Source organism: Micromonospora sp. NPDC049359 (assembly GCF_044466585.1).
Classification (GTDB): Bacteria; Actinomycetota; Actinomycetes; order Mycobacteriales; family Micromonosporaceae; genus Micromonospora.
Genome location: NZ_JBITMW010000013.1, coordinates 121029 through 137057, shown reverse-complemented (window position 1 = coordinate 137057; position 16029 = coordinate 121029). Strand labels below are relative to the sequence as shown.

At 72.4% G+C, this 16029-nt stretch carries 10 protein-coding genes; 3 read left to right on the top strand and 7 right to left on the bottom strand.

Going from position 1 to position 16029, the window contains the following annotated elements:
- Positions 1-10: 10 nt before the first annotated feature.
- Genes ACIBTX_RS26680 through ACIBTX_RS26670 form a run of 3 tightly spaced genes read right to left on the bottom strand, consistent with a single transcriptional unit; the run spans position 11 to position 3067 of the window.
- A complete protein-coding gene (locus tag ACIBTX_RS26680) occupies positions 11-244 on the bottom strand; it encodes a GntR family transcriptional regulator (protein WP_357119183.1) in 234 nt (77 codons plus the stop codon).
- Positions 244-2673: a DUF4132 domain-containing protein gene (locus ACIBTX_RS26675; protein ID WP_357119180.1), complete on the bottom strand. Its 2430-nt coding sequence runs from the start codon at positions 2671-2673 to the stop codon at positions 244-246. The genes ACIBTX_RS26680 and ACIBTX_RS26675 overlap by 1 nt, the downstream gene beginning before the upstream one ends.
- Position 2674: 1 nt before the next feature.
- The gene (locus ACIBTX_RS26670) at positions 2675-3067 is read right to left on the bottom strand and encodes a hypothetical protein (protein WP_357119177.1); all 393 of its coding nucleotides are present in this window, start codon (positions 3065-3067) and stop codon (positions 2675-2677) included.
- Between the two features lie 124 nt (positions 3068-3191).
- Here ACIBTX_RS26670 and ACIBTX_RS26665 point away from each other — a divergent pair, with 124 nt between their 5' ends.
- A complete protein-coding gene (locus tag ACIBTX_RS26665) occupies positions 3192-4982 on the top strand; it encodes an HSP90 family protein (protein WP_396833144.1) in 1791 nt (596 codons plus the stop codon).
- On the top strand, positions 4979-7042 hold the full coding sequence (locus ACIBTX_RS26660; protein WP_357170328.1) for a hypothetical protein: 2064 nt from the start codon (positions 4979-4981) through the stop codon (positions 7040-7042). Before ACIBTX_RS26665 ends, ACIBTX_RS26660 begins: the two co-directional genes overlap by 4 nt.
- On the opposite strand, the gene ACIBTX_RS26655 is transcribed toward ACIBTX_RS26660, so the two are convergent.
- Positions 7003-7932: an endonuclease/exonuclease/phosphatase family protein gene (locus tag ACIBTX_RS26655; protein ID WP_357119168.1), complete on the bottom strand. Its 930-nt coding sequence runs from the start codon at positions 7930-7932 to the stop codon at positions 7003-7005. The two genes, ACIBTX_RS26660 and ACIBTX_RS26655, sit on opposite strands and share 40 nt — an antisense overlap.
- 83 nt (positions 7933-8015) lie before the next feature.
- Between ACIBTX_RS26655 and ACIBTX_RS26650 the strand changes: the two genes are divergently transcribed.
- The gene (locus ACIBTX_RS26650) at positions 8016-8345 is read left to right on the top strand and encodes an NIPSNAP family protein (RefSeq protein WP_357119165.1); all 330 of its coding nucleotides are present in this window, start codon (positions 8016-8018) and stop codon (positions 8343-8345) included.
- Positions 8346-8390: 45 nt separating this feature from the next.
- Here ACIBTX_RS26650 and ACIBTX_RS26645 read toward each other — a convergent pair whose 3' ends face one another.
- The 3 genes from ACIBTX_RS26645 to ACIBTX_RS26635 form a co-directional block, all read right to left on the bottom strand.
- Positions 8391-9584: an endo-1,4-beta-xylanase gene (locus tag ACIBTX_RS26645; RefSeq protein ID WP_357394210.1), complete on the bottom strand. Its 1194-nt coding sequence runs from the start codon at positions 9582-9584 to the stop codon at positions 8391-8393.
- A 301-nt stretch (positions 9585-9885) separates the two neighbouring features.
- Complete coding sequence (locus tag ACIBTX_RS26640; RefSeq protein ID WP_363661243.1) at positions 9886-15348, bottom strand: carboxyl transferase domain-containing protein; 5463 nt, start codon at positions 15346-15348, stop codon at positions 9886-9888.
- 411 nt (positions 15349-15759) lie between these two features.
- Entirely contained in the window at positions 15760-15966 is a 207-nt protein-coding gene (locus ACIBTX_RS26635; RefSeq protein WP_355052696.1) for a hypothetical protein, read from the bottom strand.
- Between the last annotated feature and the right edge of the window lie 63 nt (positions 15967-16029).

Sequence of the window (16029 nt, the reverse complement as noted above, 5' to 3'; positions counted from 1 at the left end):
GCGGGGCCTGTTAATCGGATTGCTCCGCTTCAGCCACGTAGAGACCCTTACCGGGATGTCCCTCGACCAACCCGCGATCCTTCAGGATCGTCGTGACCCGGTTGATCGTGGAGATGTGCACGCCGTGCTGTCCGGCCAGTTCCCGCGTGGACGGTAGCTTCTCGCCCGGCGCAAGCTTGCCGGACTTGATCCTTCCTGCTATCTCGTTCGCTATGCGCCGGTAGTCCACTCGCTCGGTCGGCATCAACCGCTCACCGTGGGTCGGAGTTGGCTCAGGACGGTGGGGTCGGTGATGCGGTCGTCGGCGGCCAGCATGATCGCCTTGGACAGGATCGTGGCGAGCATGGGGTCGTCGTCGAACGGCAGGTGCAGGCGACCGGTCTGGGTGCGCGCGGCGACGATGCAGAGGTACCTGTCGTCGGGCTCCATCATGATGTTGCCCGACCCGAGGTGGATGCGGTAAGCGAGCAGGTTGCCCCGCACCCGCAGGTACCGCTCCGTGAGGTCCACCCGGTCCGCGATGGCCATCCGGGGCAGCAGCCGGGCGAGCGCGTCCCGACGTACCTGCGCGGACGGAGTCAGCTCGGCCACCGCTGTCCGGTGCCAGTAGGCGGAGAAGCGGTCCTCACCACGGTCGGCCCACTGCGGGTCGGTGGCGATCGAGGTGACGCCGACGAACAGGTCCACGTCGCGCATGGCCTCGGTGAACACCAGCGGTGGCACGTCGATGATCCGCGCGGGTTGCCACGTCTTGCCGTCGTGCCGGGCGAAGCGCACCTGGTCGGTCGAGCAGTACTCGACGTCGTGGCGGCGCTCGTGCGGGTCGTCGACGAGCGCGTGGTGGAAGGACGCTTGCCACGCGCCGCCGCCGAAGACCTTGGTGGCCTCGCTGTCGTACCCGCCGTCCCAGGTGCCCAGGTAGCCCGCCTGCCAGCCGCGGGCGCGCAGCAGGGCGTTGGCCTGCCGGTAGCGCAGGATGTGCGCGGCGAAGCGGTTGGAGTAGGTCTCCGTCTTCTCCTCCGCCGGCGTGCGCAGGTAGACCTCGCGGAACGCCTGTTTGAACGGCTGCGTCAGGCCGGCGGCGACGAGGTGCGCGCGCCAGGCCAGCACCTCGGCCGTGTCCGCGCGGGCCGGATGCCACAACCGGACCGATCCCTGGGCGAGGGCGTGGCCGTCCCGATCGACGATCGCCCACCCGTCGCCGTTGCGCCGGGGCAGACCGGCCGTCCAGCGCCGGCCGTCGGCGCTGGTCTCCCACAGCAGACGCCGCCCGTAGGTCGCGGTCACCGGGTGGTCGAGCAAGCGCGACGACCAGTCGGGGTACGACCAGACGCGCTCCTCGGACAGCAGCCCCTCGACCCGCTGACGTTCGCTGACCAGCGTCGCGCCGATCCGCTTGACCAGGCCCCGCAGCTCGGCGAGGTCGTCCTCGTGGGACTGCTTCACCTGCGCCGGAACGCCCTTCAGGTCGACCCCGTCGCGGGCGAAGACCAGGCGCGGCCGTTCGCCCACGATCTCGACCGTCGCCTCGTACGGGCCGACCGTCCTGCGCAGCCGCCCGTCCGGTCCGAGTCCGTGGCCGTCGACGGCCAGTTCCATGACCTCGCTGAGCGACCAGCCACGCCGGGCCCCGAGCTGGGTCAGCGCGCTCTGGACCCGGCTCCGTACGGCCTTGTTGCGGACCGTCACCGCGAGGCGGGCCAGCGTGCGCAGCGGCACGTCACCGTCCCGGTCGGCCAGCAGCCGTACCGCCGCGATGGCGGTCCGCGAGGCGTACGGGAATCCGGCGGCCTGGCGTGGCGCGGACGCCGCGCTCGTGGTGGCCCGGGCCAGCAGCTCCGTCGACCGCTCGTCGCGCTCGCGGGACAGCGCCCAGACCAGCCCGCGCAGGAGGCGGTCCGTGTCGTCGTGCACGCTCCGCCCGTGGGCGGCGAACGCCTCGAGGAGCCGGCGGACGACCTGCCGGCCGCCGTGCGCGGCCACGAGCAGTTCGTCGAGGCGACGCAGCCACTTCGCGGTCGCCGCCGGTTTCTCCAACGCGGCGCAGTGCTCCAGCAGCTCCGGCACGCCGGGTGCGGCGAGGTCGGCGTCCAGGTCGGCGCGGACGGCGGGCCCGAAGCTGTCCCCGTGGTGCAGCAGCCACGCCGGCAGGCGGCTGCCGGTGGCGCGGTCGATGGCCTGGCCGAGCAGCGTGACGGTACGCCGTCGGGTCGCCGCCGTGACGAAGTAGTCGTCGAGCAGTTCGCTGTTCAGGGCGGACAGCGCCGGCACCAGGTCGGCCAGCTCGGCGGCCGTCAGGCGCGGCGCGATCAGGGCGGGTAGTTCCAGGTCGGTGCCGTCGTCGACGCCGCCTCGGCGAGCGACCACGTCCAGGCACCACAGCAGGTCCGCCCGCGTGAAGGGGACATCCTCGGTGGCGAGATCGGGCATCACCCCGCTCATCCCGGACGCCGACTCCCGGTGCAGGGCCAGGGCAGCGCGGCGGCGCTCCCCGGCCGACCACGACTCCACCGTGGACCACTCGGGCACGTTCGTCACCGAGGATCCCCAGTAGTAGGTGCTGGCGATGCGCAGCACCGCGCGGATCCGTTCGTCGGCCTCGGCGAGACCGGTCTCCACCTGCCGCCGGTCCGCCTCGCTCAGGTGGGGGAGCAGTGCCGTCCAGTCACCCATGTCAGCCGCCCACCAGCGCGACGAGCCGGACGAACGCCACGTCGAGGTCGGATCGCAGGTCGATCTCCTCGTCGAGGTCGTCGACCTGGTGGTCGCCGACCAGCAGCAGGAAACCGTTGTGCGAGAACGCGGCACAGGCCCGGTCCGCCTGCGCCTCCCAGTCGAGTCGCCGGCCCGGGGCGACCCGGTAGCCGTTCAGCGTGGCCTCCGTGTCGGTCGGCTGCACCAGGCCCCGGAAGTGCCGCGGCCGCGCGGCGTTGAACCGCGCCACCTCCTCGCGGACCCGCAGCCGGACCAACTCCCGCGCGGAGATGCGCTCCGGCAGGCCCGTCAACGGCCAACTGTCGACGGCTCTGCCGGTCGCCGTCTCGTCCCGAACCATCACCGTGACCATGCGTTGCGCTCCTCGCCCTGAAGGTGAGCGGCAGCATGGCACGACCGTCCGACGAAAACGCGCCCCCCAGCGCGTCGGGCCAGCCGCTAGGGTGCAGCCGATCGGATCACGGGAGAGGGCGGTTGTGAGCTACACCTTCCACGTCGACCTGCGCGGCATCGTCGACCTGCTCAGTCACCACCTGTACGCCAGCCCACGCGTCTACGTCCGCGAGCTGATGCAGAACGCCGTCGACGCGATCACCGCCCGTCGGGCGGGCGAGCCCGGCGCGCCGGGCTCGATCCGGATCTACCCACCGGAGTCCACCGGGGACGGCACGCTGCGCGTCGAGGACACCGGCGTCGGTCTGACCGAGGCGCAGGTGCACGAACTGCTCGCCACGATCGGCCGCAGCTCCAAGCGGGACGAGCTGGGATTCGCCCGACACGAGTTCCTCGGCCAGTTCGGCATCGGGCTGCTCTCCTGCTTCCTGGTCGCCGACGAGATCCGGGTGTCCACCCGTGCGGCCGACTCGCCGACCGTCGAGTGGATCGGCTACGGCAACGGGCGCTACGAGCTGCACATCGCCCCGGCCGAGCGGGAACGCCCCGCGCAGGGCACCACGGTGACCCTGGTGCCCCGGCGCGGCGCCGAGCACTGGCTGCGCAGGGACACCGTCGTCGAGATCGCCGCGCTGTACGGGTCACTGCTGCCGATCGACGTCCACGTCGACCACGAGGCCATCACCACCGGCCTCGCCCCCTGGGAGAACGACCCGGCCGAGCCGGCGGCGGCACGGCGGGAGCGTCTCGACGCGTACGCCCAGGAGGTCTTCGGTTTTCCGCCCTTCGACGTGATCGACCTGGCGGTGCCCGCGGCGGGCCTGCGCGGGGTGGCGTTCGTGCTGCCCATGCCGGCCAACCCGACGTCGCGGGTGGCCCACCGGGTCTACCTCAAACAGATGCTCCTCTCCGAGGACATCGAACGGCTGCTGCCGGAGTGGGCCTTCTTCGTCCGGTGCGTGGTCGACACCACCGAGTTGCGCCCGACCGCGAGTCGGGAGGCGCTCTACGAGGACGCGCTGCTCGACGAGGTCCGCGACGCGCTGGGCGACACCCTGCGCGGCTGGATGACCCGGCTCGGACGCACCGACCCGCGTCGCCTCCAGGCCTTCCTGCGGGTGCACCACCTGGGCGTCAAGGCCCTGGCGGTGCACGACGACGAGATGCTGCGCCTGGTCGAGCAGTGGTGGCCGTTCGAGACGAACATGGGCCCACTGACGCTCGCCGAGTTCCGGGATCGGCACGGCGTGGTGCGGTACACGCCGTCGGTGGACGAGTTCCGGCAGCTCGCTGCGGTCGCCGCCGCCCAGGGGATCGCCGTGGTCAACGCGGGCTACGTGTACGACGCCGAGTTGCTGCGTCGGCTGCCCGACGTGGACAGCGGCGTCGTCACCGAGATCCTCACGGCGAGTGACCTGGCGACCCGGCTGGAACCGCTCGACCCGGACGTCGAGCTGGCCGTGCGGCCCTTCCTCGTCCTGGCGCAGCGGACCCTCGACCGGCTCGGCGTGCAGGTGCTGGTGCGTGCCTTCGAACCGGCCAGCATGCCGGCGCTGCACCTGCTCGACGGCGACACCGCCCTGGCGGTGGACCTGCGTCAGGGGCAGGAGCAGGCCGACGAACTGTGGTCGTCGATCCTCGGCACCTTCACGCAGGGCCGCGACGAGCGACCGCAGCTCGTGTTCAACCACCGCAACCCCCTCGTCCGGCAGGCCATCGCCGCCGGCGACGACGAGCTGACGACGCTGGCGATCGAGGGCCTGTACGTGCAGGCGCTGCTGCTGGGCCACCAGCCGCTGCGGCCCGCCGACACGGCCGCGTTGAACCAGTCGTTCCTCGGTCTGCTCGCCCGCGCCATGGAGGGAACCCGATGACCACCTCCGAGCAGGAGCTGCGGGACCGCCTGGCGCAGGCGTACGCGCTGCCACGTGGTCCGGCCCGCTTCGCCGCGCTGGACGCGGTCTTCCGGCACGCGGACGCGGCCGGCGACGTGCCGTTCGCCTTCTCGGCCCGGATGAACGCCATCAGCGACTTCCACCACGGCGGCGACCCGACCCGGGCGTTCCTCGCCTTCTCCTGGTGCCTGGCGACGGCCGACCGGCAGCCCGAGGTGGTCGAGGCCTACCACACCCGCACGTTGCTGTGGGACTTCAAGTGGATCGTGTGGGCGCTGCCCCAGTTCCCGGACATCCCGCTGGAGCGCACCAGGGCGGTGCTCGACGACATGCAGCGCCGCTACCGGCTCGCCGGGCACAGCCTGCACGCGGTCCACCAGCACCGCTGGCTCGTGGCGCACCACGTGGGGGACATGGATGCCGCCCAGGAGGCGTACGACCGGATGGTCACCGCCAAGCGCGACTCGATGTCCGACTGCCAGGCGTGTGTTCCGTCGGGGCAGGTCCGGCACCTCACGTCGCTCGGCAGGTTCGACGAGGCCATCACCATCGGGGAGCCGTACAAGCGCGGCGGCTGCACCGAACAGCCACAGTGGATGCTCAGCGAGCTGCTCACGCCGTACCTGCGGACGGGCCGTTTCGACGAGGCCGTCGAGGCGCACCGGGACGGCTACCGCCGCATCCGCGACGACCGTCACCACCTCGACAACCTCGCCCAGCACGTGCTGTTCTGCGGGCTGACCGGCAACGAGGCGCGGGGCCTGGAGCTGGTGGAGCGGCACCTGAGCTGGCTGGAGCGCCCCTCGTCGCCGTACGCGGCGATGGAGTTCGCCGCGTCCGCCGCGCTGGTGCTCGGCCGGCTGCGCGCGGCGGGCCACGCCGACCTGGTGGTGTCCCGCCGCTCGGACGACGGCACCCGCCGCTGGGAGGCGACGGTCGCCGAGGTCCACGACGAGGTGGCCGCGCAGGCCCGCGCGATCGCCGCCCGGTTCGACGTCCGCAACGGCAACCGGCACCAGAGCGAGCGGGTCGAGGCGCGGATGGCGGCGACGCCGGTGGCGCGGCACGTGCCGCTCACCGTCCTCGCCGGGCGGGTCACCACGTCCGAGCGGGCAGCCGACCCGGCGCTGGCCGCGCTCGTCGAACGGGTCGCCGCGCTCACCGCGGCCGGCGACCAGGCCGGCGCCGCGCGGACCCGGCTCGACGTGGCGCACACCCTGCGCAACGCGGGCCGGCAGGAGGACGCGATCGAGGCCGCCGAGGAGGCGGTCCGCAGCCTCGACCGGGTCGGTCTGCGCGACGACGCGCTGCGCTGCCGCCACCTGCTGTGGGAGCTGTACCGCCGGGGCTACCACCACCGCGATGCCGCGCGGGTGGTGCTGGCCGAGCTGATCCGGGCCGGGGACCTGCCCGACGGGCTGCCGCCGCTGGCGGCTGTCCTGGAGGACGCCGCCGACCTGCTCCACGGTACGGAGGGGTTCACGCACCTGGTCACGGCCGCCGACCGGCACCGGGCCAACGGTGACGCCGACGCCGAGCTGCGGGTGCTGCGCAAGGCGCTGGGCCGGCTCGCCAACCGGCCGCCGGACGACGTCGCCTGGGCGGTGCTGGCGCGCGTCGACGCCCTCGGCGCGGCAGCGCGGCCCACCTCCGCCGAGCTGTCGGGCCGGGACCAGGTGGCCGCCGCGCAGTTGCTGGACCGCGCCGGCCGTACCGGCGAGGCGCTCGACCGGCTCGACAGGGCCGTCACCCTGTTCGACGGCGACGAGCTGGCGGACGGTCGTCGCTCGGCCCGGCTGCACCGGGCGCGGTTGCGGCTGCGCCTCGGCGAGCCGGCCCGCGCCGAGGCGGAGGCCCGGGAGGTGCTGGCCGAGGACCCCGACGAGTACGGCTACGAGGCCACCGCGGTGCTGACCCTCGCGCTGCGGGCGCAGGGTCGCGCCGACGAGGCCGAGAAGACGCTGGCCGCGCAGGACATGGACGAGGAGGACCTCGACTACTACGAGCAGGACCTCGAACCGGACGACGACGAGGACTGACGGGCCGGGCGGGCGCAGCCGACGACGAGGGTGGCCAACAGGGCGGGGTGGTCGGTCGCCCCGTCCAGGTCCACCGACCGGGCGCAGCACATGCTGATGTCGTCGCTGGCCACGATGTGCTGCACCGCCCCGTCACCGACGCGGGGATGACCGGGCGGCACGCAGGACCCGACGTCGCCGGGGCGCAGGTTGAAATCGCCGCTCAGCACCGTTGGGGCGTACCCGGCGCTGCGGGCGATGGCGGGCAGGATCCCGTCGATCAGGTGGCCGCACTGGGTGAGCGCGACGCTGCGGCTGGTGGCCGCCAGGTGGGTGGTGCAGGCGTTGAACCCGCCCTCGACGTGCACGCACAGCCAGGGTCGTTCCTCGGGGTCGGCGAGGTCCTGCGCCGGGTGGATCCCACCGTGCACCGTGTACCGGCTGACCGTCGTCGGCAGTCGGGCCAGCAGACCGATGCCGTACGCCCGACCGTTGCGGCACCGGGTGTCGGCGCCGCTGGGCCGGTCGCCGGCAGCCTGGAAGGCGGACGTGACTCTCGCGCGGCCGTGGACCGTCGCGAACACCGCCTCCAGCGTGGGCACGTCGTCCTGGCAGATCTCGTTGAGGGTGACCAGATCGGGCCGCTCGGTCCTGATCAGTTCGGCGGCCCTGGGCACCGCCCGGCCGGTGTAGCAGGCGGCGCGACCGCTGTCACACAGGTTCATCTGCGCCACCCACAGGGTCGTGGGCCCGGGGGAGGCGGGGACGGGCCGGGCCGGCACAGCGGCGACGACGACGAGACAGCCGACGGCGAGGGCCCGGCGAATCGCGCGGAACGGGCCGTTCGCGCGCCGACCAGGGACGGTCGTGCCCCGGCGGCGGTCGGTGTCGCCGGGCGGATCGTCGGACATGCGGACTCCGGCAGCAGGGCGGCACTCTTCGCCGAGGTGTCCGCGATCCTACTGCCGGCCGCCCGGAGCTCTATGGTGGACCGATGATCACCTGCGTCGTGCACTACACCATCGACCCCGCGCAGATCGAGGCGTTCGAACGGTTCGCCCGCGCGTGGATGCGGCTCGTGGCCCGGCACGGCGGCGTGCACCACGGCTACTTTCTGCCCGCCGAGGGCGCCAGCGACCGGGCCGAGGCGTTGTTCAGCTTCGACAGCCTCGCGGCGTACGAGCGGTACCGCGCACGGTTCGGCCAGGACCCGGAGTTCGTCGCGGCCGAGGCGATCCGTGACGAGTCGGGTTGCGTGGTGCGCTACGAGCGGACGTTCATGCGTCCGCTCCTGCCCGATGACGACATGACGGTGGCCCGCTGACACGGGCCGTGCGGGGAGGGTGGACCCCGCACGACCCGTGCCGGTTCAGCGGTGCGGCCGGGGCGCGACGCGCGGCAGGACGTACGGCGGGCCGGCGAAGATCAGATCCGACTTCAGCTCCTGGTACGCCCGTTTGGGCTGGTAGTTCTCGTCGTAGATGGTGGCCAGGCCCTCGGGCGGGTCGTTGAACCAGTCCGGCACCCACGAGTACTTGTCGCTGAAACCCCAGACGGTGTACGACAGGCAGTCGCGTACGGCGAGGCACGCCTTCATCAGCACGCTGAAGTTGGCGGCCGACGCCTGCAACCGGGGATTGATCTCCTCGGAGTTGCCGGCCCGGACGCCCTCGGTCAGCTGGCTCCGGACGTCGACCTCGGTGAACGCGGTGGCCAGGCCGAGCGCGGAGAAGCGCTTCAGGGCGGCGGTCACCTGCAGGGTGTCGAAGTTGCCGTACTGGGTGCCCAGGTGGCCCTGCGAGCCGACGCCGTCGATCGGGACGCCCTTGGCGCGTAGGCCCTTGGCCATGTCGTAGACGAACTGCGTCTTGTCGTCGGCCGGGTTGCCCGAGCCGAACGCCTCGATGTTGTAGTCGTTGTAGAACAGCAGCGCCTTCGGGTCGGCGGCGCGGGCCCAGCGGAACGCGTCGGCGATGTAGTCCGGGCCCAGGTTCTGCGCCCAGAAACCCTTGTAGTGCAGCGTCGACGGGGTGTCCCAGGGGTCGCTGACCGCCTCGTTGACGACGTCCCACTGCCAGATCTTGCCCTTGAAGTGGTCGACGACGGTGGTGATGTGCTTGCGCAGCAGCTCGCGCAGCTCCTGCTTGCTGATGGTGCCGTCGGCGACGCCGCTGGTGAGCCAGGCGGGCAGTTGGTTGTGCCAGACCAGCACGTGGCCCCGGACGCTCTGGTGGTTGCGCTGGGCGAACTGGATGAGCTGGTCGGCGGCCGTCCAGTCGTAGGTGCCCCGGGTGGGCTCCAGGCTCTCCCACTTCATCGCGTTCTCGGCGGTGACCGAGGAGAACTCTGAGGCGGCGAGCTGGCGGTAGCGCGGGTCGTTGGCGTCGTTGAGGGCCTCTGCGTTGACCGCGGTGCCGATCTTCAGGCCGTGGCGCTGGCCGAGGGCCGCGAGCGTCTGGCTGGTCGGGTCGTACGGCCGGCTCGCGGTGGCCGGAACCGCGTTCAACGCCGCAGCGGTCGCGACGGCGACGACGCCGGCGCTGATCCACCGTCTTGGCTTCATCTGCCTACCTCTCGATAATGATCGACAAGTGTCGATCTTTGAAGGAAGGGTGCGGCCCGGGATGAAAGGGCGCGGGGAGTGGCTTCGAAGGACCGGAAACTCGTTCGAAACATTATGGCCGTCGATGGGCCCCGTCAACTCTGAAAACTTCCGGAAAATAGTCGGGTGAGCTGCGCGACTGTGGATAGTCATCGGATGAAAGTTTCGCCGCTGCGCCGAGCGGCAGGGCGTCAACGACAGCGGGGACGGCACCGACCCGGATGGGTCGGCGCCGTCCCCACTCAGCGGGACCGGCGGCGGATCAAGCGTTCAGCCGCGCCTCGATCGCCTCGATGACGCGCGGACGCAGCTCCGCGGCGCGGATGACGGCGTCCACCGAGCCGACCTCGACGGCCCGTTGGATGTTGTGCACCCGGTCGAACTCGGTAGCCACCTCGCCGAGCTTCTCCGCCCGCACCGAGGACCGCAGCTCGTCGAGCTCGGCCGTCAACGCGGCGCGCTCGGTGCCGGACGCGGCGGCGACACGGGCCTCCAGGGCGCGTACCCGCTCGTCGGCGGCCGTCCGGGCGTTGACGTCGGCGGAGAACACCACCGCGGCGGCGGGAGCGCCACCGAGCACCGAGGCGAACGACCCTTCCAACGCGAGCACCGTCATGCTCGGGTTCAGCGCCTTCGAGAACACCACGAACGCGCCGCCGTGGTACCGCGAGATCACGCAGAACACGATCGGGCCCTGGAAGTTGACGATCGCCCGGCCGATCTCCGCGCCGTACTCCAGTTGCAGCTTGCGCATCGACTCGGGCGAGCCGTCGAAGCCCGACAGGTTGGCCAGCACGACCAGCGGCCGGTTGCCGCTGGCCGCGTTGATGGCCCGCGCGGCCTTCTTCGACGAGCGGGGGAAGAGCGTGCCCGCCGTGTAGGTGTCCGGGCCGTCGGTGGGCGGGAACCCCCGACGCGGCACCGACCGGGACTCGATACCGAGCAGGCACACCGGGATGCCGCCCAGGTGGGCGTCCTGCACGACCGCCGTGTCGGCGTCGGCCATGCCCGCCCACCGCTCCAGCACCGGGCGGTCCTGGTCGGCGATGGCCCGCAGCACCGTCCGGATGTCGAACGGCTTCTTGCGGTCCGGGTTGGCCTCGGCGGAGAAGATCTCGCCGACCGTACGGAACGGGCTGCCCGCCACGTCGTGCGGGAACTCCGAGATGTCCCGGTCCACCGGGTCGGTGGTGGTCGCGCGACGCGGCGCGTCCTCGCCGGGCGCGACGTACGTGTGGTCGTAGTGGGCCATCAGCACGTCCCGCGCGGCGGTCAGGTTCGGCGCCCAGTACTGCGCCTGCCCGTTCGGACCCATCACCCGGTCGTACCCGCCGATGCCGAAGTTGTCCTCGGCGGAGACGCCGCCGGAGAAGTCCAACGACTGCTTGCCGGTGAGCACCATCGCCGAGTCCGGGGTCATCACCAGGACACCCTTGGTGTGCATGAGCATCGTGGCCTCGGCGTTCCAGTACGGCTGCGCGCCCACGTTGATGCCCGCGACCACGATGTTGATCTCACCGCCGGCCTGGGTGAACTCGACGATGCGCTTGAGCGCCGCCGCCACCCAGTCCATGTTCTCGGTACCCGAGGTCATCGAGATCCTGGCCCCGGCCGACAGCGCCCACCACTCCAGCGGCACCCGCATCCGCTCCGCCAGGTCCAGGGCGGCGATCACCCGCCGGCACTCCGGCTCGGACAGCGCGCCCAACGACTTCGTCGGGTCGCCGAGCAGCACGACCCGGGTCACGCCCTGCGGGTGTCGCTCGGTGGGCGCGGTGACGACACCGGCGACGATGGCGGCGCGGTTGCGCCCCTTGGGCCGGTCCACCGGCACCAGCACGTGCGCGTCGTCGAGGTCGTGCTCGACGAACTCACCGAGCCGACCGGTCAGCTCGTACGGGTACACCGTGTTGCGGCTGCTGGCCCGCAGCACCTTCAGCCGGTACTCGTCGAGCGGCTCGACGGGCTCGGCCGGCGGCTCGCCGACGGTCAGCTCCGCGCCGCCCTGGGCGTCGAACGAGATCCGTACGGCGATCTTGGTCAGCTCGCCGGTGCGGCGGTCGCGCTGACGCGCGATGAACAGGATCTCCTCCAGGCCGGCGCCCACCGTCGTCGGGCGCACCCGCCCGGCGATCATCTCCATCTCCTCGCGGGTCAGCTCGCTCGGCGGCCACACGTAGACGACGATCCGGTTGGTGGTGAAGCGCGTCTTCGACGGCCGGCGCGACTGGGCCCGGCGGATCGAGTCGAGGCAGGCCGCCACCGCGTCCTCGGCGGTGGGCAGCGCCACCAGCCGGCCGTCCTGCTCGCGCAGCTCGGTCAGGTCACGCACCTGGGCGAACGCCACCAGGCGCTCGTCGGCCGGGTTCTCCCGCGCCACGCACTGGAAGAGGTAGACCTCCTCGTCCGACGACGGCAGCCGGGTCAGGTCGAACTTGTGCAGCCGCTCCAACTGCATCCGCTGCGCGATGTACGGGTGCAGACCGCGGATCAGCCGGTCCTCGACCATCCCGGCGTCCGACGGGCGGAAGGTGAAGTGGTGGTGCATGACCGCCCCGCCGCGACCCGCGACGGTGGCGGTGAGCCGACGGACCCGCGCCGGCAACGGATGGGCGGCGAGCACGTCGCGCAGCGCGGCGGCCATCGCGTCGAAGTCCTCCGGCTGGTTCTCCCAGCCGAGGTAGATGTCGGCGTCGACGGAATCCTCGGCGCCGGCCAGCTCGGCGAGCCCGCGCAGCGCGTCGCCCAGCCCGTCGAAGCGGACGGCCGCGGAGACCACGGTGGAGTCCGCGCGCTCGGCGACCACGAAGGAGCAGTCGGCGACCTCGCGGGTCCGCACCCGGTTGAGCGCCTTGTTGCCGTAGTAGCGGCGGGTGAGCACCTCCAGCATGACCGTGTTGTCCAGGTGGTGCCGCACGAGGCGCTGGCCCAGCAGTCGGACCAGTGGCTCGGTGCTGCGGACCATCTCGGCGACGCGCTCGGCGCGGTCGGGCGAATCCGGGTGGGCGTCCAGGTGTCGCAGGTGGGCCCGTACCTGCGCGTAGACGCGGGCGCGGTTGCGGCGCAGCAGCGGCTGCGCGAACCAGGCGAACACCACGCCCCGGGCCAGGTCGGCGATCGCGGGGAAGCGGACCTGCGTCGCGGCCACCAGCCGCTCCAACGCCAGACCGGCGGGCTCGCGCAGCGACTCGTCCGGCGGCGTCTCGCGCAGCCACTCCCGCAGCAGCGACGCCACGACGGTGGCGTCGACGGACGCGCGCTGCTGGGCCAGGAAGATCCGGAACACCGCGGCTTCCAGGCCGGGGGAGCGCTCCAGGTCGGTCACGCCGTAGTGGCTGAGCGCCTTGGCGAGCTTGGCCTGGAAGGCGTCCGGCAGACCGGCCCGCTCCACGTCGAGGCTCTGCAGGTAGGTGTGCAGGTACTCCCGGTCGCTGCGCGCGTGCGCGCCGCCGTCCTCGCCGGTCGGCCGGTTGCGGCTCAGCTCGGCCAGGTCGGCGAACGCGTCGACGAGGTCCAGCTCGGCGGCCAGCGGCCGGTGCCCGTCCTCGGCCGCCAACCGGCGTACGACGAGATAGTCGTCGAGCACCCGCCGGTCGTCGTGCGGGTCGACGTCGAAGCCGAGCAGCAGGCCGCGCAGGTCCTCCTGACCGCGCCGGCTGCGCTCGTACGCCGACAGGCCGGCGTCGGCGGCGGGCAGGTCCAGCTCGACGGTGGGGCCGCTCGGGGCGGCCACGGTGTCGGCGGCCTCGTCGGCGACCGGCTCCAGCCGCAGCAGCGGCGCACCGGCCTCCACCTGGCTGCCCACCGAGACGGCGCACTCCTTGAGTCGGGCCCGGAACGGCGCGCGCAGCACCGTCTCCATCTTCATGGCCTCCAGCACCAGCACCGGCGCGCCCGCCTCGACCTCGGCGCCCACCTCCAGCGGGGTGGCGACGACGAGCGCGGGCATGGGGGAGCGCAGGACGCCGCCCTCGTCGCGGCTGACCCGGTGCGTCACGCCGTCCACCTCGACGAGGTGGGTCGGGCCGTGCGTGCCGGTGAGCAGCCGGTACCGGATGCCGTTGACGGCGATCTGGCCGGTGTGCCGGTCGAAGCGGTCCAGCTCGACGTCGGCCGTGCGGACGTCGCCGCCCGCCTCGATGCCGACACGGAACCGGTGCGCGCCGATCCGGGCCACCCGCAGCCGGTAGGTGACGCCGCGCAGCTTGAGGTCCAGCGGTCGGCCGCTGGCGTGCTGCACCTGCGGACGCCCACCGGCGGCGGTCGACAGGAGCCGCTGCCGCTCGGCGTGCTCCTCCTCCTCGTACGACTCGATCGCGGCGGCGGCCAGCGCGACCGCGGAGTGCCGGTGCGTGACGAGCCGGCCCTCGCCCCGGACCCGGTCGATCCAGCCGGTGTCGGCGCTGGCGTCGATGACCTCCGGCTGGTCGAGCAGGTCGAGCACGAAGCTCTTGTTCGTCGCGCCACCGTCGATGATGACGGTGGTGTCGGCCATCGCCCGCCGTAGCTTGCCCAGCGCCTCGTCCCGGTTCCGCCCGTACGCGATGATCTTCGCGATCATCGAGTCGAAGTCGGCCGGGATGGTGTCGCCCTCGCTGACGCCGGTGTCCACCCGGATGCCCGGCCCGGCGGGCAGGTCGAGCCGCGCGATCCGCCCCGGCGACGGCGCGAAGTCACGGTCGGGGTCCTCGGCGTTGAGTCGGGCCTCGATGGCGTGCCCGCGCTCCACCGGCGGGTCACCCACGAGCCGGCCGCCCGACGCGACGTGCAGCTGCGCCTTGACCAGGTCGAATCCGGTGGTCAGCTCGGTGATCGGGTGCTCGACCTGCAGGCGGGTGTTGACCTCCAGGAACGCGAACAGCCGGTCGCCGGGGTGGTAGAGGAACTCGACGGTCGCCGCGCCCCGGTAGCCGACCGCCACGGCGAGCCGCTCCGCCGACGTCTTCAGCTCGGCGGCCTGCGCCTTGTCGAGCACCGGCGAGGCCGACTCCTCGATGACCTTCTGGTTGCGCCGCTGCACCGAGCAGTCCCGCACGCCCAGCGCCCACGCGGTGCCCTGACCGTCGGCGATCACCTGGACCTCGACGTGCCGGGCACCGGTGACCAGGCGCTCCAGGAACACGATGCCGCTGCCGAACGCCCGCGCCGCCTCCTGGCTGGTGCGCTCGTACGCGTCGGCGAGTTCGGCGTCGCTGGTGACCACGCGGATGCCGCGCCCGCCGCCGCCGGCCGTCGCCTTGAGCATCAGCGGGTAGCCGATCTCGGCCGCTGCCGCCGTCGCGGCCTCCAGGCTCTCGACGGCGCCGCGGCTCCACGGCGCGACCGGCACGCCGACCTGCTCGGCGATCAGCTTCGCGCCGATCTTGTCGCCGAGCTGGCGCATGGCCTCCGGGCTCGGTCCGACGAAGGTGATCCCGATCTTCTCGCACAGCTCGGCGAAGGCGGGATCCTCGGCGACGAAGCCCCAGCCGACCCACGCGGCGTCGGCACCGGTCTCGGTCAGGGCGCGCTCGAGCGTCGCGAGGTTCAGGTACGGGCGCGCCGACGCGGGCCCGAGGTCGTAGGCGATGTCGGCCTCGCGCACGAAGGTGGCCGTGCGGTCGACGTCGGTGTGGAGGGCGACCGTCTCGATCCGGCTGCCCGTCTCCGCGGCCAGCTCCCGGACCGCGTGGATGAGCCGCATGGCGGCCTCACCACGGTTGACGATGGCGACGCGGTTGAACACCCGACTGACCCCTTTGGTAGACCATCTGTACGTGCCGAGACACGACGGCTCCCGGCAGTGATCACTTTTCCGGCTCGGAGCGGACGGCGCCATGGTGCAACGGCCGAACCAACCGCCGCTGAGTTGTAGAGACCCCACAAAACTTTTTGGCTGTCAGCGGCCGGGTGCCGGATAGATGTCCCCTCTTCGCGATGAACGCCCCGACATCACCTTTCGGCTCCTTCGCCCCATTGCGCCCGCCCTGGGCACCGCCCTCACCATCACCCGACCGCCGACCGCCGACCGCCGACCGCCGACCGCCGACCGCCGACCGCCGACCGCCGACCGCCGACCGCCGACCGCCCGCCCGACCCTGGGACGGAAAACGGCCCGCGCCCTACGCGGGCGCGGGCCGGGCGAACCGCCTTCGTCCTACTTGGACGGCTCGGGCAGCTTGCAGTCGATCTTGGGATTGGCCCCGATGTAGTTCAACGGTCCGGCCACGATCGTGACCAGGATCGTGCCCGCCTCGGCGCAGTTGGTGTCGTCGCCGCTGTAGTAGCCCCGCTGGCCGGCGGCGACCGCGCCGATCACCAGCCAGATAACGACGATGACTCCGAGTATCGAGGTGCCGCGCATCGCTGCCTCCTGAAGGAATGTGGTGGAGCTGAGGTGCACGCGTTGTACCCAATCGGGTCGCGC

Excerpts from the sequence above, each read along its gene's own strand:
- ACIBTX_RS26680 (WP_357119183.1), bottom strand. The coding sequence starts at position 244 with ATGCCGACCGAGCGAGTGGACTACCGGCGCATAGCGAACGAGATAGCA.
- ACIBTX_RS26675 (WP_357119180.1), bottom strand. The coding sequence starts at position 2,673 with ATGGGTGACTGGACGGCACTGCTCCCCCACCTGAGCGAGGCGGACCGG.
- ACIBTX_RS26670 (WP_357119177.1), bottom strand. The coding sequence starts at position 3,067 with ATGGTCACGGTGATGGTTCGGGACGAGACGGCGACCGGCAGAGCCGTC.
- ACIBTX_RS26660 (WP_357170328.1), top strand. The coding sequence starts at position 4,979 with ATGACCACCTCCGAGCAGGAGCTGCGGGACCGCCTGGCGCAGGCGTAC.
- ACIBTX_RS26655 (WP_357119168.1), bottom strand. The coding sequence starts at position 7,932 with ATGTCCGACGATCCGCCCGGCGACACCGACCGCCGCCGGGGCACGACC.
- ACIBTX_RS26650 (WP_357119165.1), top strand. The coding sequence starts at position 8,016 with ATGATCACCTGCGTCGTGCACTACACCATCGACCCCGCGCAGATCGAG.
- ACIBTX_RS26645 (WP_357394210.1), bottom strand. The coding sequence starts at position 9,584 with ATGAAGCCAAGACGGTGGATCAGCGCCGGCGTCGTCGCCGTCGCGACC.
- ACIBTX_RS26635 (WP_355052696.1), bottom strand. The coding sequence starts at position 15,966 with ATGCGCGGCACCTCGATACTCGGAGTCATCGTCGTTATCTGGCTGGTG.